The sequence below is a fragment of the Dictyobacter arantiisoli genome (assembly GCF_008326305.1).
GTDB classification, from domain to species: Bacteria; Chloroflexota; Ktedonobacteria; order Ktedonobacterales; family Ktedonobacteraceae; genus Dictyobacter; species Dictyobacter arantiisoli.
Map to the genome: position 1 here is coordinate 45,374 of NZ_BIXY01000010.1, position 18,409 is coordinate 63,782.

Sequence of the window (18,409 nt, forward strand, 5' to 3'; positions counted from 1 at the left end):
TTTCGTGACTATACGCAACACACGTGCGTTATTATAAAATGTAGAACATGTGAAACCGCTGCAATACTGTAGACATTTTGGCCCATAAATTGATATACTAGCCTGTGTATAGCGCTCGGAGGATTACGCTCAGATGTATCCCCTTTTTTCAGTAAAGATCCATCTATGAACCCGTTCAGCCATCACGGATACAATGCTCATAGAGCGCATAAAAGTATACATAACCTATGGAATGCTATCCTTAAACACATTCCATTCATCATATACCCATTACCGAGGAGGATGCTGTGTCTGTTGATACGACCCTGACAGGAACCGAAATACGAGCGCGTTTCCTGGACTTTTACGCCAGTAAAGGCCATGTGAAGGTACCAAGTTCATCGCTCGTGCCGCATAATGACCCGACTGTATTGTTGACCACCGCTGGTATGCAGCAGATGATCCCGTACTTCCTGGGTCGTGAGACAGCACCTGCGGCACGCATGACCTCTTCACAAAAATGTTTCCGCACGACGGATATCGATAAAGTTGGCAATCAGCGCACCCTGACATTCTTTGAGATGTTAGGCAATTTTTCGGTTGGCGATTACTTTAAACGCGAGGCGATTACCTTCGCCTGGGAGTTCCTGACCAAGGTTGTGAATCTTCCGCCAGAGCGCCTGCATCCGACTGTTCATCCTGAGGATGATGAGGCTCCCCGCTACTGGCAAGAGATTGCTGGTTATGCCGATGAGGCTATTGTACGTCTGGATGAGAACTGGTGGGGACCTCCGGGAGCCTCTGGCCCTTGCGGTCCTGACTCTGAGATCTACTATGATCGTGGCGTTGAATATGGCTGCGGTGAGGCTGATTGCAAGCCTGGCTGCGAATGCGAGCGCTTCTTAGAGATCTGGAATCTGGTCTTTATGCAGTTCTTCCAGGATCTCCAGGGAGTACGTACCCCGCTCCCACGCCGCAATATCGATACCGGCATGGGCCTGGAGCGCCTGACGATGGTGTTGCAGGGCAAAGAGTCTGTCTTTGAGACCGATCTGCTACGTACCATCATTGATCGCTTCGCCCTGATTACCAATACGCCCTATGGTCAGAATAACAAAAGCGATACGTCATTGCGCGTGATCGCTGATCATGGTCGCGCCCTGGTCTTCCTGGCGGCGGATGGCGTGCTGCCCAGCAATGAAGGTCGTGGCTATATCTTCCGCCGTATCCTGCGTCGGGCAGTTCGCCATGGCAAGCTGCTTGGTCTGGACAAACCATTCCTGGCTGAGGCTGCCAATACAGTTATTGATCTGATGGGCGGCTACTATAGCGAACTGGAAACGCAGCGTGAGCGCATTATTGAAGTGTTGAGCCTGGAAGAGAAGAAGTTCAGTCAGACGCTCGATACTGGTTTGAGCCTGCTGAATGAGTTACTGCTGGATTTAAAACAAAAACAACAGACTACCATTCCTGGCGCTGAGGTGTTCCGCCTCTATGATACCCATGGCTTTCCTGTTGAGTTGACGCAAGAGATTGCCAGCGAGCAAGGCTTTAAGATTGATGACGCCGGGTTTGAGGAAGCGATGCAACGCCAGCAGGAGCGCAGCCGCGCCGGGGCCAGTAACACGTTTGCGCAGGCGGCAGATGATGTTGCCCTGACGGAGATTCTGAAGCGCGAGGGCACTACCATGTTCCTGGGCTATAGCGGCCTGACAGGATCTGGTAAGGTGGTCGCGCTGGTGGTAGATGGTAATGAAGTGGAGAGCATCAGTGCTCCACAACAGGCCCTGGTTATCCTTGATCAGACACCATTCTATGCCGAGAGTGGCGGTCAGATCGGCGATCATGGCGATATCATCGGTCCCATGGGAATTTTCCAGGTACAGGATACCCGCAAACCCATCAAGGGACAGTATGTCCACTATGGTCATCTGACCGAGGGACATCTGCGTGTCGGTGATGCAATTCAGGCGACTGTAATTGAGAATCGCCGTGCCGATACCATGCGTAACCATAGCGCCACCCATCTGCTGCATAAAGCTTTGCGCGATCTGCTTGGCCCACAGGTTCAACAGCGTGGCTCATTAGTCGAGCCAGAACGCTTGCGTTTCGACTTCGCCAGTCCTCGGCCACTCACCAGCGCGGATCTGGCACAGATTGATGCCCAGATTAACCGTTGGATTCGTGCGGATTATCCCGTCAAGACAACTCTCATGCCGATTCAGGAGGCGCTGCAAACAGGAGCCATGGCTCTGTTCGGCGAGAAATATGATGACACGGTACGGGTAGTTTCCATGGGACAGAGTGTTGAACTTTGTGGTGGTACGCACTGCGCGACCACCGGTCAAATTGGTAGCTATATTACGATTCAGGAGACCAGTGTCGCCGCCGGTATTCGCCGTATCGAAGCCCTGACCGGACGCGCCGCTGAAGCATATTTGCGCCAGCGTCGTGAGGTGGTTGATCGTATTGCCTCGACGCTGCAAGTTCAGACAGACCAGGTCGAGTCCCGCATTGAACAACTGGTTCAGGAACTCGCGGCTGCTCGGCGCCAAATTGTCCAATATCAGCGCAATGAGGCTCAAGCACAGGTGCAACAACTTGTCCTGGCCGCGGAAGAGATTGCTGGCGTGCCAGTTGTAGCGGCCAGCGTCCAGGCCCCTGATGCCAAACTCTTACGCGATATGGGCGAGAATATTCGTACCCATTTAAAGCAAGGTGTCGTGGTTCTGGCCAGTGATCTGGGCGAACGCATCGCCCTCCAGGTCAATATTGACCCGGCATTAACCAAACGTGGGCTGCATGCTGGCAAACTTGCTGGCGCGGTCGGAGAGCGTTTGGGGGGCAAAGGTGGTGGTCGCCCTGACGCCGCGCAGGGTGGAGGCAAGGACAAAACGGCTATACAACCGGCTCTGGAACTTGCAAAAGCCTTCGTTCGTGATAATCTCAAGTAGGCTTGCTGCCGCAGCGGAGGCGATGGGTGTCATCGCCTCCCCTCTCGCTCTGAGCGCGACAGGCTTTTCACTGCAAAGTTAAAAGACATTTCTTTATTCTTAATCTGTCTTATCACTTACATAAAAAATAAGGACGAATTGTACGCAGTTCATCGGAGCGTTCATTATTGACGATTGAGCGGTACTTTGATTTCCTTCAGGTGACGCGGAATGAGTACGGGCACGCTGCTGTTTCCTGATATGACAGCTTGATGGGCAAGCCGACAATCATTTCCACGGGTTTCTCTACAAAAGTCGCATCAGTCTATTTTGAAAGAAACCATTTTTGCCAATAATGCAATTTTTGTGCTATAAAATAACAGATGCAGTTGATGGCCCAATACACGAGGAAGCTGCTCAAGTAGAGCTGGCAGAGAGTGGAGCAATAATTTTGGGATGGATACATGAAAAATCTCTTGCAACGTCTGTTTGATCGTTTAAGAGGGTCAAATGCAGATGGATACTATCCTGACCTGGATCATGGCTATGACTATGAAGATGATGAATACGAAAATGAGAATGAGAATCCAGAGGACATAGACAGCCAGCGTCAGCTCTTCACCGCACTCGATATTGGTACTGCCTTTGCCAAAGCAATGATTGTTGAAGTGCGCGGCGATCATGCCGAAGTTTTGGGCGTGGGGCGTCATCCGCAGAGTTATGCGCATATGTCGGATGGCATTGTTACGGATATCCCTGGCGTCATCGCCAATTGCAATGAGGCCCTGCTTAAAGCTGAACAGGCGGCAGGCGGCGTGATTGCGCCTTCAGCCGTGATTGGTATCGCGGGCGAACTGGTTAAAGGGAGCTCAACCACGGTCAGTAAACAACGCGCACAACCAACCAAACAGATTACGGCAGAAGAATTAGAGTCCTTGATTACTGCCGCTCAAGAACGTCTGCTGAAAATGGCGAAAGAGCGCATCGCGGCAGAGACGGGTTATGGCAATATCGATGTTCGTTTAACCAACGCCGCCGTGATCTCCGTGCGTATTGATGGACAACTGGTGACGAATCCGATTGGATTTCGAGGCCGCCATTTTGCCCTGACACTCTTTAGTGCGTTCGCGCCCCTGACACAACTAGGAGCGATTGAGACAGTTGCCCAGGGGCTCGATCTGACCCTGGTGACGATTGTGGCAGAGCCTTATGCGCTGGCCCGCTGTCTGAGTAGTAATGCCAGCGCCGATAGTGGAGCAATCTTTATCGATGTAGGCGGTGGTACCACCGATATTGCTCTGGTTCGTCAGGGCGGCATTGAGGAGACACGCGTTTTCGCCCTGGGCGGCCGTGCTTTTACACGCCGCATTGCCACCAGTAAGGGTATCCCGATTAAAGAGGCAGAACGGCTCAAAATCAATTATAGTACCGGGGAGCTATCTGGTAGCGCGCAGGATGAGATACAGAGTATTCTGGCTCCCGAGTGCCAGACCTGGATGGATAGCGTTGAATTGCTCATCGAAGAGCTCTCTAAGGGTGAGTTGTTGCCACCGGCCATCTATATCGTCGGTGGCGGATCGGCCCTGATTGATCTCCATCAACGTCTGGAGGCTTTTCCCTGGACTGAGCGCCTGCCATTCTCACGCCAACCGATCATTCGCGCCGTCCAACCAGAAATGGTTGGCAGTATCCTGGATACTGAAGGACAACTGGTGAGTGGGCAAGACATTACTCCTATGGCTCTCGCTTATCAGGCGGTAGAGTTAAATAATGATAATAATGTTTTGGAAAGAGCTCTTGATCGCGTTATTAATGCTATGCATATTTAAAAATCCTCTCCGTTTCATAGCGGAGACAAAATTTGCAGTGCTTTGTTGATTATCTCCAGCAAGCACGAAAAATAGAACCAGGATAACACCACACCTGAAAAAAATATACGTTGACCAATACAACAGGCAAGTAAATGGTACACAATCAGTAACGCCGCGCAAACACGCGGCGACTGATTGTTGATCAGAATTAACGCGCACAAACTGGCCTGTCAAGCGTCTAACGTGCAAAAGCATGATGCCATGAGGGGGAAACAGGGCTTATGAGTGATGAACAAACAATTTATATTAGCCCGGAAGATGATCTGACGACCGTGCGTGAGCGTTTGGAGCAGCTTCAAACACGTAAAGTGACTCTGGTAATACCAGCCCATACACAGCTGCGCAGTCATGTAGCCTGGAAATTACTCTATGCTCGTGCGCGCGAATTAGGGAAGGACGTCCTGATTGTGAGCTCGGACCCCCAGGTACGTTCTGTGGCCCATGCCGTAAAATTTAATGTGGCCCATTCACTTGAGTCTTCACAACAGGGACGCTCACGACCAACCGCGCCAGCACGTCCTGCGCGTAGTGTACCCACAAACCGGCCTCGCTCCACCAATCTCAGTCAACGCAGCACATCGACACGCACAAACACGACCCGTAGCACAAACAACCTGCGTCCACGCCCGCAGGAGATACGCTCCTGGCAGGGATCATCCGCCGAGGCCAACAAAGAGGCAGACCAACGCGAACAGCATGGTTATCAAGATGCTGACGCTCACATTGACGAAGTGCCCGATAATCGATTAGCATCAACCTTTCAATTACCGGAACAGGATTACTCGACACGATCCTACGATTACCAGATTAACGCGACGCCACCGATTCGTCCTCTTTCATCCGATCAAATTGAAGATCCAGATCTTTTATTTGAGGATTATAATCAGGCTCGCGTTATCCGGCAGGCCGCTGAAGAAAAACCAGAGCCATCCAAACAACAGCCAGCGCCACCTGCCACGCCACGTATCACGTCCGAAAAGAAATCCCGCACACCCAGATCACATGCCCCATACGAACCACTCGATGTGGATGAAGAAGATCCATTCACCTATATGGAAGATAAGCAATTTTCTGCATCAATCGAGCAACACGGCAATGCGCTATTAGATGAGGATGATCACTATGAGCATGTAATCCAGGATGTCGCAGATGCACCAACCAGCATTATTGGTCAGCACACTATCTATGGGGATGATCAGGACGAACTGAACTCGCCAGCACCAGCACCCCGAACAGGACGTGGCAACAACAAAAACGCTTCCTATCCTGATCCTGATACAGCCAGAGCACGCAAACGTGAGAACACACAAACAAAAAGCCAGCGTCCAGCGTCACGGCGTTCAGGACAGATCGGTCCCCGATCCGCATCGACCATTTCGCCCATCTCGCGCCTACGTCAAGAGGATCTCGATGATGCGGATCTGTTGCCGGTAGAAGACCGCCCGACCCGTGTGCAGCAGCACAACGAAATTATTGAAGAGCAGCCCTCACGCTCCAATCGCCGGGACCCAGAGGCAGTACCGCTGGCATGGAGCGGACAAAATAGACCAAATCCGCGCCATAGTCCCACCCAGCGCCCAACAGCGCAGGTTCAGACAGGTGCAGGAAGCCGTGGCACAGGCTCGTTACGACCATCAACTGCAACGCTACGGGGAGAGCGAGCATCCCAGGACTTGCGCCAACGCAAACCTACGCCATTGCCAGTTAAACGCAATGCAGGCCAGAAGCGCAGTCGGCGTGGTATGTGGATCGCGTTAGTAATAATTGTGTGTTTGCTGATTGGACTGGTCTTTGGTATCTATGCCATTCCGCAGACAACAGTCAAACTGACCTTTTCCACACGCAACTATACGCATCCCGTCAGCCTGACCGCCAGCCCGAACGCACAGGCAGGAACGGTTCCAGCGCAACTGGTGGAGCATACTTTTTCACAAACTGGCAATGGGAAAGCAACTGGTAGCCGCGAAGTCGGGACCGCGAAAGCCCTGGGAGAGGTCTGCTTTAGCAATGCCAGCAATATAGTCGTCACCGTGCCCACAGGCAGCATTGTCACTGCCGCAGGTGGGAATGGGACCCAATTTATCACCACAGCGGAAGTCTCGCTGGATAAACAGTCATCCTGCGCCAATAATCCGCCAGTTCCGGTTCAGGCCGTCAATCCCGGCGAGAGCGGCAACCTGCTCGCCCAGAGCGTTACCGTCGTTCCGCCCAGCACGCTGGATACTATTGCCAAATACAATAACACAACCGCAGCCCAACTCAAACTGACAGTCAGGAATAATGCTCCGATGAGTGGGGGCGGCATGCAGCCTGTACCCGCAATCACAGCAAACGATCTGACAAATGTGAAAACGGCGCTGCAAGGCCAGCTAAAAAACGCCATCACAGCCTGGACCAAAAGTCTGCCCCAGGACGGCGTTTACGGAAATTTGAACACGACTGATACACTGATTAATACACCTGCGGTAAACTCCACTATCACAACCGGCCAGACATTCCCGGCCGAGTTACAGGTCAAGGCGACCCTTATCTATGTCAAAAACAGTACCATCCAACAGGCAGCCAAAACACAGTTAAATACGGCCCTCAAGCTGGATAAAGCCTTCGCCAATGATGTGATCTTGAATGATACACCGCAGCCGATTACCATCACAAAGCTCAAACAAACGAATACCGTAGCCAACATACTCAAACTGGATTTCACAGCCACCGCTCACACGGCTGGCACCTTTGATCCTGATAAAATCAAAAGTGAGATTATCGGTCACTCGCCTGCGGACGCCCAGCATATCCTGGAAACACAGATCGTCGGCCTCAAACAGGTCAACATTCATCCTGATTTCTTTCCCTGGGTAAGCTGGAACAAGGATAACATTACAATCACTGTGGTTTCAGATACAGCCATAGCAACCAGATAATGCTACCTTAGCAGTACTAACTGGACAGAATAAACAGTGCTTCGCTACAATGCACTATGTTGGTGCAATATATATACCAACAGAGTGTATGCAAAAAGCATGCACAATATCATTAGAAAGAAATAGTATCTATCGATGAGAGGCCTATAACAGGGAATAGGGAATGTGGAGGGCCGCAATCCCTCTGCGGGGTGTGGGGCCATCCCATACTTTTTCTCTTCTCTTTCCTGCCAAAGGCGACAAAAGAGAAGGCCTCTCTGTTGCCCATCAAAGATAAAACACTACAGGTCAGGAAATAGGAATTTATATGGCTCGCTTGATAGCATTGGATGTAGGGGATGCACGCATTGGAGTAGCATCCTGCGATTCAACAGGTTTTTTGGCCTCACCGCATAGCACCATCCACGTCACACGCAACGAACAACAAACCTGGGAGTCGATCCAAGCCGTCATCGAAGACATTGAGGCTGAAGGGATGATCGTGGGGTTGCCAATCAGTCTGGATGGGCAGATTCATGGGCAAGGGCAAAAGGTTCAAGCCTTTGTGGAACGCTTAAAAGCCCATATCTCTATTCCCGTCACCTTCTGGGATGAGCGCCTCTCAACAGTTGAAGCCCAACGCCTTCTTTCACAACGCACCCAGGGTAAAGGGGAGAAACATGCCCAACGCGGTGGTCGGCAACGCGCCCAGGGGAAAAAACGTCGCAGTAGTCAGGAAATTGATGCGCTGGCCGCAGCAGTGATTCTGCAAGACTACCTGGATCATCTGGGAAATTAACACATAAGGGATAATGACGCATGAGACGACGACCTAATTCACGAGCAGCTATTCTCTCAGTCCTGGTTGTAGGATTGATTGTTTTTATTGGAGTCATTCAGGTCTGGAATATTGCTTCGGATATTTTTCAACCCGCCAGTTCGAACGCCAAAAATGTCTCTATCAATATCCGGCCTGGAGAGACCACGACCGAAATCGCCAATGATCTGCAACAAAAAGGGATCATTCGCAACGCTCTCGCCTTTACAATCTGGACACGCATTAAGGGCACTAACCTGGAAGCGGGCGTCTATAAAAAGATCAATGCCAGCATGACCATCAGCAATATTATCGATACCCTGCAAAATGGACAGCCTGATGAGCTATTGGTAACGATACCCGAAGGTAAGCGGCTGGAAGAAATTGCCAGGATTGCGGCTGCTTCAAATCTGCCAAATTTCAAAAAGGCAGACTTTTTGAACTATACCCGCAATATCAAAAACTTTCCCGATGCCAGTAAGTATCCTTTGCTTCTCAGCAGCGTGCCCGCTGGCAAAAGCATGGAAGGACTGCTCTTCCCCGATACCTATGAATTGTTACCCACAACGACTGCACGCGGCCTCATCAACGTCATGCTGACAGAGATGACAACCAGTATTACTACCAATCATCTTGCCCAGCAAGCTAAACAGCACAATATGGATCTGTATAGTTTCTTGACGCTGGCCTCAATCGTGGAGCGTGAAGCAGGCAAGCACGACGATAAAACAAAAATTGCCAGTGTCTATTGGAATCGACTCTATACTGATGTAGGACAAGCAGCAACCAGAAATCTTCTTCAGGCTGATCCAACTGTGCAATATGCCCGTGACACAGAAAGTCCTCCCACTGGCGCATACTGGCAACCGTTAGCGAATTCCGGTGGCAATATTGCAAAGGATAGTCCCTGGAATACCTATGTTGCAACAGGACTGCCCCCGACCCCCATCTGTAGCCCTGGCCTTAAGAGCTTAATGGGTGCCGCAGATCCTGCGCCAACTCATGATCTCTATTTCTTTGCCGCCAATGATGATGGGAAAACCTATTACTTCTCGGACCTGAATGCTTTCAACGCAGCTTTGCATCAACATGGCAACAACTAAGAGCACTCGATCAAATATTAAAGAGAGAAACATAGAATGGACTTAATGAAAATCATCCAGACGCTGGTGCTGGCACTCCTGCAAGGGGTGACCGAGCTCTTTCCCATTAGTAGTCTGGGTCACACGGTGATTCTACCTGACTTAATCGGTTGGGGTGATTTGACGGGGGGTACGGCCTGCGGCGGAAAAAGTTGTTTCTTGCCGGTGGTCGTGGCCCTGCATCTGGGCACCAGCATCGCGCTGATCATCTATTTCTGGCGCGACTGGCTTCAGGTCATCAGGACTTTACTCACGACTGCACGCACACGCAAGGTTAGCAAAGGGACCAATGAGTGGGTCAGTTGGATGATCATTATCGGTACCCTGCCCGCTGGCATCTTGGGAGTACTGCTCAAAAGCAAGCTTGAGGCGTTATTTTCCTCACCCCTGCTTGTTTCTGCCTTCCTGATCATGAATGGCTCGCTTCTCTTCATTGGCGAGGCCCTGCGCCGGCGTGCTGAAGCCAACTTGCTTACGTTTTCAGCCAAAGAGCGCGAATCAAAATTCCGTTCACTCTCCTCACTCTCAATTAAAGAGGCTTTACTGATCGGTCTGGCCCAATCAGTAGCCTTGATTCCTGGCTTCTCACGCTCCGGCTCAACGATTGTGGCTGGCCTGGCTGTCCGTCTGACACATGAGGATGCTGCTCGCTACTCATTCTTGTTAGGCACACCGATCATTTTGGCTGCCGCCGTACTCGAAGTGCCCGCTCTCTTTCATCAGACCGCATTTCCATTCTGGCTGATCATCCTGGGTATGGTCGTTTCGGGCATTGCAGCCTATGTGAGTACCGCTTTCCTGACCAAATATTTTGAGAAGGGACGCCTCGATCCATTCGCATACTACTGCTGGATCGCCGGTATTATTTCCATCGTTCTCTTCCTGACAGTACGTGCTTAATTACTAGCTTCCGATCCTCCAAAAGACCAGGAAGGCCATCAATGCATGATCACATTGATGGCCTTCCTGGTCTTTTCACCTATTTGAATACTCTAGCTATGAAAATTTCTGCTAGGGTTGAAACCCTATTCCAGAACATCGCCGACAATCTGGCCGTGCCCGCGCAGAAACTCTTCGGCATTGAGCGCCTTTTTGCCTTCGAGTTGGAGCTGCTTGATGAGCAAAACCCCTGAGCCGGTGGCGACGGATAGATAGCGATGCCCACCATCTTCACGTGCCCCGGTTGAGCCGGGTCGAATCGAGGCATCCAACTCGACGCTCAGGGGACGCGCCGCGATGATCTTGAGCAATTTGCCGCGCCAGTGGGTATAGGTTCCAGGCCAGGGCTGGTAGGCACGCACTTTACGGGCCAGCACCGCCGCCGGGCGCGACCAATCAATGATGCCATCCTCTTTATGGAGCATATGAGTGTGAGTAGCGCTGCCATCTTCCTGAGGCTCCGGGGTAATCTTGCCGGCAATCCACTGTGGTATGGTTTCGACCAGGGCCTGCGCGCCTAGCTCAGCCAGTTTGACGGTCAGGGTACCAGTCGTGTCATCAGGAGTGATGGGAATGCTCTTGCGCGCCAGCACAGGGCCAGTATCAATCCCTGCATCCAGTAGCATAATCGAGACGCCCGTCTCGCGGTTCCCCTGCACAATGGACTCGGTGATAGGATCTGGCCCACGATATTTGGGTAGCAGTGAAGCATGAATATTCAAGGTACCATAGCGCGGCTGATCCAGGACTTTTTGTGGCAAGATTTGTCCAAAGGCGGCCACAATATACAGATCGGCTTGATAGGCGGCCAGGGCATCGCTATTCTCAGCCTTCTTGAGTGAGCCCGGCTGCCAGACTGGTATACCATGCTCAAGTGCTACTTGCTTTACAGGCGCAAAGGCCACACCGCGGCCACGGCCAGAGGGCTTATCCGGGCGCGTAATCACAGTTACAATTTCATATCCCGCAGGCACGATAGCCCCTGGTGCAGCCCCATCAATTAAGGCCTTTAAAGCCGGCACCGCAAACTGCGGCGTTCCCATATAAATAATCCGTAACATACGCTATCCCCTCAACTTCAATAGACATCTCTACAAAAAGGCTCAACTTACACTAGCACTTTCTGGCTATTTTATCACCTCAAGCCATAATTCGGTTATGCTATAGTTGCATTTATCTGTTTATCAGAAGGAGTTTCTTATGCAGCGGGGGGATCAACCAGGCAATCACTCTGCCGAGCCAATCGCGAGCTCACAAGCAACACCATTACCCTTGGCACAGGGCAATACAAGTGGCGTCAACAACTACAACAATAATTACAATACCCATAGTGCTTATAATACATACAACACGGTTCTTTCGCCAACGCCCATAGCAGTTGAGCCAGCGCGGGATCAATCAGCTCGGGTTGCTTTTGGTATTAACGCGACAACGCCACCGCTGGCGAACCCCCAGACGACAATGCAGCGTGCTGATGAGATTAATACAATTCAAAGGATGTTTGGAGATGTCCATACGAGCGCGGTCTTCTTGATTGGCACGCCGGGCACCGGCAAGTCAACGCTCGCCGCGTTACTCTATCAACGTTTACAGCTAGCAAAACGTACCGGTATGTCCGCGCCAAAGTATATGGTCTGGCTGACCATCGGAACCTATACAACCCTACCAGATATTATCGCGGCCATTCTCGAAGGGCTGGGCGTACCAGATAATGGACTCTTCCTTTTGCGACCTGAACAACAGATATCCGCGCTACTACGTGCATTGCGCCGACCAGCCGATAATGCATTGATCGTATTGGATCAGTTTGAATTGTTACTCCATCCTGAAACCAACCAGGGTGTAGCTGGCCGTGGCGTGCTCCCTTTGTTCCTGGAAATGCTACAGACCGATCTGGGAACCAGCCGTATATTGCTCACCAGCTATAATTCTCCTTATAATGAGGAGAAAATCACCGATCCCCATGTCCGTTCTTATCTGGTAACACGTATCAGTGTGCCAGAAGGAACCGCCTTGCTGCAACAGCGAGGTATCCAGGGGCGGCCCGAAGAAATCACCTATATCTGGCAACGCTGCGCTGGACATGCCTATGCACTGGTACTGTGTAGCGCCTTGATCCATCTCAGCAAATTTTCACTCGACCATCTCCTCAACTCACCCGATTACCGTCCACTCTGGTCAGGAGATGTCACAGCTAACCTGATTATCGCCATTCACTACTTTCTGAATCCTACCCAGAATGCCATCGTGCATGCCCTGAGCCTCTTCTATGAGCCAGTGCCCAAAGAAGGCATATTTATGACTATCACAGGCGAGGAGCTACAAAATCAAAGGAAAAGTGGGCATGCTGAAGTGGTTGCGGCTTTTGAACAGGAGATGCAGCTGCTGACTCAATATGGATTAATACAGGCAGTCATGAATGCTTCTAACCATCCTTGCTATACTCTGCATCCGATTTTACGCCAGTATACCCTTGAGCATTTTATGGAAGATATGAGTCAACGTGGTCAAACAGGTCACGTTCCTCCCTGGCCGGGCAAAAACGGGAACAAATCAACGTCTGATGATGACAAGCAGCTAAAAAATGCACTGGTGGCTGGTCATGTACAGGTCGCCACCTACTATGAACATGTCATTCAGGAGGTTTGCCCGCCGCGTGAGCAACGGCAGGGACTCCAGGACATCGCGCCTATCATTACGACTTTACGTCATCTCTGCCTCGGCCAGCGCTGGCAACGCGCCTGCAATCTCTTATTCAATGAGGGGCTGCATGAATATATGGTGCAATGGGGGGCCTGGAGTACGTTGATTGGACTCTATACCGCCATGCTTCCTCCCTTTGGCGTCTTACGTCCCCAGGATGAAGGGCTGGTCGCTAGCCATGTCGGTATGCTCTATGGGCGTATCGGCGAACAGCAACAAAGTAAGGTCTACTTTGATCAGGCTGTGGCACTCCAACGCAGTATTGGCGATCAACATGGCGAGGCGATTACGCTTACGAACCAGGGCGAACTCCTCCGTCTGCATCGGGATTATAAGCAAGCACGCCAGAATTTTGAACATGCCTTATCCTTGATCACGTCATTACCGGACAATCAGACGAAAAGCGTCATTTACCACAATCTTGGATTACTATCGCAGCAGGAACACGACTATACGCAAGCCTATACCTATTATGTGGATGCGCTCAAGCTCGCCATGCAGCTACAGCAAGCGCAAAATACAGGTATGATCTTAACTAATCTGGGCATGCTCCTCTACGAACAGCGTCATCATCAAGAAGCCCTGGCCGTCCTGTTTTCAGCTCTGCAAATCCGGCAGACGGCGCAAGATCCCACGACCTCGCTGCTTGAACGCTTCCTCGTCGCCATCGAACAAAAAATGGGCACAGAACAATACACAAAATTATGCGTCGAAGCCCTGGAGATCCAACCCCAGGTCCTGGCACGCTTTACCAACCCATAAAACAATCGATTATGTAGGCATCGACCTGTGCTACGCTTCATGCCGTTCCTACATCTTCCAACATTTATATCACCCTGGTATTTTTCTCATTTTGATGAATGCCGAATAATGTTGTGCGGCCCCGACGTTTTCGGCATTTTTGGTAGGAGGACAAACATGGTACACTTATGAGTAATGTTTTATTTACAATGAAAGAGAGTTTCACTGTATGTCCACCACTACAGGTTCTCGGGAGACACAGGCCACTGTGGAGTCGGGGGCGACGATCAGCCGTACGGGATTACAGGGCTGGTTGTTGATGCTCCTGGTTTTTATCGCTGGCGCTGCTTCGCTCTCGATTGAGATGGCAGCCTCACGCCTGCTCGCGCCATACTTCGGCGATTCTTTGTTTGTCTGGGCCAGTATCATTGGCTTGATCTTACTGTATCTCACGGTCGGCTATTATGTGGGTGGATTGCTCTCTGATCGCTATCCCAGACCAGCTCTACTCTATTGGATTACCGCCGCTGCCGCACTTCTGATCGCACTGGTTCCCGTCATCGCTGGCCCGCTATTGAGCTGGGCCCAACTTGCCTTTGCTGGTTACGACAATGGAGTATTTTATGGTTCCTTGTTGACCGTCATTCTCCTCTTTGCGCTTCCCACGATCCTCCTGGGTTGTGTGTCGCCATTCTCGATTCGGATACGTATGCAACAGGTCGGTAGCGCGGGACGCGTCTCCGGGATGCTCTACGCCATTTCAACTGCCGGCAGTATTATTGGTACCTTTCTGCCCACACTAGTGCTTCTGCCCGATCTGGGTACCCGACAGACCTATCTGGTGACGGCACTTGCCCTGCTACTGATTGCGATTGCTGGCCTGCTCTTTGGAGGCCGGATAAATACACAATTGGTAATAATGCAAGATTCCAGCGAGCTTCCCGTCTGAATGGCTAGCGGCCAGATTAAACGGTAGAATATTCGACACAGGCAGCAGGACATTTAAAGCATATGGTCTTCGCGTTGTGATATACTACCTTTGTTTCCATCTGCGGCCTTCGCTCCTGTCGAAGAAAGGAATTTTTCAATAGATGAGTAATCAACAAGGGTTACCCCCTAACTATTTCTATCATAAATTGCCGAATGGTATTGAGCTTATCGGTCAACGTATGCCCAGCCTGAGCTCTATTAGCTTTGGTTTCCAATTGGATGCAGCGGTTGTCCATGAGCCAGAGGAGCAGCAAGGGCTGGCTCATCTCTTTGAATATATGCTCTTCCAGGGTACAAAAACCAGGGATGCACGCGCATTGAACGAGGCGTTTGAGAGCCTGGGCGCACGCAAAGGAGCCAGCACCAGTCTGGAAACAGCGATGGTCTGGGGCCAGATTGTCAATACGAAATTCGATGCTACGCTCGATCTTTTCCGAGATATCTTGCTCACACCGACCTTCCCACGTGATGAGCTGGATCAGATGCGCAATCTTATCCTCCAGGAGATTCGTCGCCGTGACGATGAGCCGATGAGTAAGATCTTTGAGCTGGTACGCGCCGATTTCTATAAAGGGACAGCCCTGAGCCGTCTGGTACTGGGCACCGATGAGAGCGTACGTCAGTTAAAACAACAGGATCTCCGTAATTTCTGGCAAGCACGCTATCATCCCAATAACATCCTTTTCTCTATCGCTGGCAAATTCGAGTGGGATCAAGTGGTTGAGAAGATAGGTCATCTTTTCGGAGATTGGCAGGGGGAGGCCGCAGCATCGGCCGAGCAGACGCCCAATCCACAAACCAGCGTCTCGCTGGAGTTCCGTGAAGGCAAGCAGGAACATATTGGCCTGATGGTGCCATTTCCAAATTATAATGATCCAGACTACTATGCCGCGATGGTGATCGCGGAGGTACTGGGCGGCTCAATGGCCTCACGACTGTTTGTTGAGGTACGTGAGAAGCGCGGTCTGGTGTATAGCGTTTCAGCCGGTCTGGCCGGAAACAAACACATCGGAGCCCTGCGCATCTACGCTGGTACCACTCCTGAGCAGGCCCATGAGTGCCTTGAAGTGATCATTAATGAGCTGCACAAATTAGAACGTGAAGGCATCACTGCCGATGAACTGGATCGCACCAAGGTTCAGTTGAAGAGCGAGCATGTGATGCACGGTGAAGGCTCAGCCTCACGTATGAGTGCCATTATCCGCTCCTGGTGGTATGAGCGCCAACTCAAAACAATTCAGGATGTCAAAGATGGTATCGACGCCGTCACGCAGGAACAGGTATTGAGAGTGCTCAAACGTTACTCACCCGTTCAGCCTATGACAATCGCCGCCATCGGCCCCCTGTCCAAAGAAGAACTGGTAGGCACTACGCTTCCCAATTCCTAGCCTATCTTCAGCATAAAAAGAAATGCGGCTGCTCCTTTTCATATATGAAAAGGACTGCCGCATTTCTTTTTCGCCTATTTATAATTACCACATCCATTGATTGGTACAATGAATATATTTAATCAGGAGAGCATCAAATGAGCACAAGCAAAGATATCTTTAAGGATCAACAACCACATTGGGAAAGCATCTCAGGAATATTGGCCTTTCTGTGCAAATCTATCCATGATCCTCTCTATGGTCAGGGTGAGGAAATTGAACAGGACATGTTTATTAGAGACGGTCATGTCAGGCATTTTTTTAGCGAAGACTATGCAAAAGCTTGCTTAGGAAATAACTTCACAATAGAAACGCTCCAGAGTGGAACAGCAAAGTTCTATAGTCAACAGTCTGAATTTGTAAAAGTCATTGCACGAAAAATATAGAGCTTCGATCCTCTCACTCTCTTGTTACAATTGTGGACTTACTAATCCCCCTCAAGTGGACATAGCGAGAACTTGCTTCATTCTAGAGATAGCTGTACTTCAGTCTCCTGACGCGAGAAAGCGTGCGTAACGCCTGGTATAGAGCTCCCTCAATTGTGTATCAGGCAAGATGCGGCTCACTGGTCTGGGGGCCAGAGTATTCAAGGAGGCGATATCGGGCCAGGTTCCATTCGCCAGACCGCCCAGTAGCGCCGCGCCTCGCGCGGATGCATCTGGAGCCTCAAGCAGAATGAGTTCACGTTGCAGGATGGTTGCCAGCATTTTTTGCCAGGCGGGATGCTGTCCACCTCCTCCAGCTAAACGTAGCGGGATTGTCTGATCCGAACCAGGCAGAGCCGTTAGTGCCTCACGTATCCCAAAAGCGACGCCTTCGAGAGCCGCGTGTAAGAGGTGCACCCGCTGCTGATCAATACGCAGATGCAACCACGCTGCCTGACTGTGAGGATTAGCATGATGGGGGCGTTCGCGTGTGACATAGGGAAGGAAGAAGCCATGTTCCAGATCAGGAACGATCTGCTCGGCACTGGCATAGAGTTCATCCCAGCTCGCATGCAGGACGCGACAGACCCAATCCAGTGCCAGTCCAGCATTTTGTACTGCCGCCATGGCATACCAGTGAGAGCCATCCGCCGCACGATAGAGATGGGTGAGCAGGTTTGGATCAGACTGTGGCTGCTCACAGATCTTGATAAGCTGTGCACCGGTGCCGATGGTCAGTTGCATCGTACCAGGAGTCAACAGTCCTGTCCCCAGGGCGGCAGCGGCGGTATCAGCCGCACCGGCGGCAACGGGCAAGCCAACGGGTAAATCCAATTCACGCGCGGCCCGGGTGGTCAATGTACCAGCCGAAGCTGAGGATGCCATCAGAGTGGGAAAGAGCTCTCTGCGTAGTTCTAACGCCTCAATCACATCATGCGCCCAATTATCGGCGGGAAGATCATACAGCAAGGTGCCAGAAGCATCGCTGGCTTCAGTTATGATCTTGCCAGTCAGCCGCAAACGTATCCAATCCTTGGGCTGCAGCGCCCAGCGGGCCTGCTGATAAGAGGCAGTCTCATGTAATGCTAACCAGCGCAACAAGGGACCGGCCATACCGGGAACCAGAGGATTCGCCAGACGTTGCAGGGTCGCGGCTGGCAATTGTCGATAGAGATCCAGTTCCGCTGTCGCACGCGTATCGGACCATAAAAGCGCCGGGCGTACTACTTGCTCATTCGCCGTTACCAGCACCACCCCATGCATTTGTCCAGAAAGACCCAGTGCAACGATCTGCGTCTGCGGAACCTGAGCCTGCACAGCATGGACCGCCGTCACCGTCCCTCGCCACCAGTCCTCAGGATCGCTTTCAGACCAGCCTGGTCGAGGCGATGCAACTGGATACGCAGCTTTACTCACAGCCAGCGTATGTCCTTGCAGGTCCAGCAGTAAGGCTTTCACCGAACTTGTCCCTATATCGATGCCCAACATGGCACCGCCAGATCCCTGTATCTTCATGCTACCCATGCCTTTCTAGAATCCACCTGA

General features: G+C 51.3%; 12 protein-coding genes. 10 read left to right on the plus strand and 2 right to left on the minus strand.

The window, feature by feature from the left end; all coding sequences use genetic code 11:
- The first annotated feature begins 287 nt into the window (after nt 1-287).
- The 6 genes from alaS (at nt 288) to F1593_RS05110 (ending at nt 10,539) form a co-directional block, all read left to right on the plus strand.
- Nucleotides 288-2,933, plus strand: coding sequence for an alanine--tRNA ligase (gene alaS / locus F1593_RS05085; RefSeq protein ID WP_149400464.1), 2,646 nt, complete (start codon nt 288-290; stop codon nt 2,931-2,933).
- A 443-nt stretch (nt 2,934-3,376) separates the two neighbouring features.
- Nucleotides 3,377-4,741 carry a cell division FtsA domain-containing protein gene (locus tag F1593_RS05090; protein WP_149400465.1) on the plus strand — a complete coding sequence of 455 codons (1,365 nt, stop codon included), beginning with the start codon at nt 3,377-3,379 and terminating at the stop codon, nt 4,739-4,741.
- A 263-nt stretch (nt 4,742-5,004) separates the two neighbouring features.
- A complete protein-coding gene (locus tag F1593_RS05095) occupies nt 5,005-7,701 on the plus strand; it encodes a baseplate J/gp47 family protein (protein ID WP_149400466.1) in 2,697 nt (898 codons plus the stop codon).
- Nucleotides 7,702-8,008: 307 nt separating this feature from the next.
- Entirely contained in the window at nt 8,009-8,479 is a 471-nt protein-coding gene (gene ruvX / locus F1593_RS05100) for a Holliday junction resolvase RuvX (protein ID WP_149400467.1), read from the plus strand.
- Nucleotides 8,480-8,499: 20 nt separating this feature from the next.
- Nucleotides 8,500-9,600, plus strand: a complete 1,101-nt coding sequence (mltG, locus tag F1593_RS05105; protein ID WP_149400468.1) for an endolytic transglycosylase MltG — start codon at nt 8,500-8,502, stop codon at nt 9,598-9,600.
- A gap of 36 nt (nt 9,601-9,636) precedes the next feature.
- The gene (locus tag F1593_RS05110) at nt 9,637-10,539 is read left to right on the plus strand and encodes an undecaprenyl-diphosphate phosphatase (protein ID WP_149400469.1); all 903 of its coding nucleotides are present in this window, start codon (nt 9,637-9,639) and stop codon (nt 10,537-10,539) included.
- A gap of 125 nt (nt 10,540-10,664) precedes the next feature.
- On the opposite strand, the gene fmt is transcribed toward F1593_RS05110, so the two are convergent.
- Nucleotides 10,665-11,639 (minus strand): methionyl-tRNA formyltransferase, encoded by a 975-nt coding sequence (fmt, locus tag F1593_RS05115; RefSeq protein ID WP_149400470.1) that lies wholly within the window; start codon nt 11,637-11,639, stop codon nt 10,665-10,667.
- Nucleotides 11,640-11,778: 139 nt separating this feature from the next.
- On the opposite strand from fmt, the gene F1593_RS05120 reads away from it, so the two are divergent.
- From F1593_RS05120 to F1593_RS05135, 4 genes are all read left to right on the plus strand, one after another.
- A complete protein-coding gene (locus F1593_RS05120) occupies nt 11,779-14,043 on the plus strand; it encodes a tetratricopeptide repeat protein (RefSeq protein WP_149400471.1) in 2,265 nt (754 codons plus the stop codon).
- Nucleotides 14,044-14,251: 208 nt separating this feature from the next.
- Nucleotides 14,252-14,971, plus strand: a complete 720-nt coding sequence (locus tag F1593_RS05125; RefSeq protein ID WP_149400472.1) for a fused MFS/spermidine synthase — start codon at nt 14,252-14,254, stop codon at nt 14,969-14,971.
- Nucleotides 14,972-15,113: 142 nt separating this feature from the next.
- Nucleotides 15,114-16,400 carry a M16 family metallopeptidase gene (locus tag F1593_RS05130; RefSeq protein WP_149400473.1) on the plus strand — a complete coding sequence of 429 codons (1,287 nt, stop codon included), beginning with the start codon at nt 15,114-15,116 and terminating at the stop codon, nt 16,398-16,400.
- 137 nt (nt 16,401-16,537) lie between these two features.
- A complete protein-coding gene (locus F1593_RS05135) occupies nt 16,538-16,825 on the plus strand; it encodes a hypothetical protein (RefSeq protein WP_149400474.1) in 288 nt (95 codons plus the stop codon).
- 99 nt (nt 16,826-16,924) lie between these two features.
- On the opposite strand, the gene F1593_RS05140 is transcribed toward F1593_RS05135, so the two are convergent.
- Complete coding sequence (locus F1593_RS05140; RefSeq protein WP_172631872.1) at nt 16,925-18,379, minus strand: xylulokinase; 1,455 nt, start codon at nt 18,377-18,379, stop codon at nt 16,925-16,927.
- Nucleotides 18,380-18,409: the final 30 nt, after the last annotated feature.

Coding starts and splice junctions, on each gene's coding strand:
- F1593_RS05125 (WP_149400472.1), top strand. CDS start 14,252: ATGTCCACCACTACAGGTTCTCGGGAGACACAGGCCACTGTGGAGTCG.
- F1593_RS05095 (WP_149400466.1), top strand. CDS start 5,005: ATGAGTGATGAACAAACAATTTATATTAGCCCGGAAGATGATCTGACG.
- ruvX (WP_149400467.1), top strand. CDS start 8,009: ATGGCTCGCTTGATAGCATTGGATGTAGGGGATGCACGCATTGGAGTA.
- F1593_RS05110 (WP_149400469.1), top strand. CDS start 9,637: ATGGACTTAATGAAAATCATCCAGACGCTGGTGCTGGCACTCCTGCAA.
- F1593_RS05130 (WP_149400473.1), top strand. CDS start 15,114: ATGAGTAATCAACAAGGGTTACCCCCTAACTATTTCTATCATAAATTG.
- mltG (WP_149400468.1), top strand. CDS start 8,500: ATGAGACGACGACCTAATTCACGAGCAGCTATTCTCTCAGTCCTGGTT.
- F1593_RS05120 (WP_149400471.1), top strand. CDS start 11,779: ATGCAGCGGGGGGATCAACCAGGCAATCACTCTGCCGAGCCAATCGCG.
- fmt (WP_149400470.1), bottom strand. CDS start 11,639: ATGTTACGGATTATTTATATGGGAACGCCGCAGTTTGCGGTGCCGGCT.
- F1593_RS05140 (WP_172631872.1), bottom strand. CDS start 18,379: ATGAAGATACAGGGATCTGGCGGTGCCATGTTGGGCATCGATATAGGG.
- F1593_RS05135 (WP_149400474.1), top strand. CDS start 16,538: ATGAGCACAAGCAAAGATATCTTTAAGGATCAACAACCACATTGGGAA.
- F1593_RS05090 (WP_149400465.1), top strand. CDS start 3,377: ATGAAAAATCTCTTGCAACGTCTGTTTGATCGTTTAAGAGGGTCAAAT.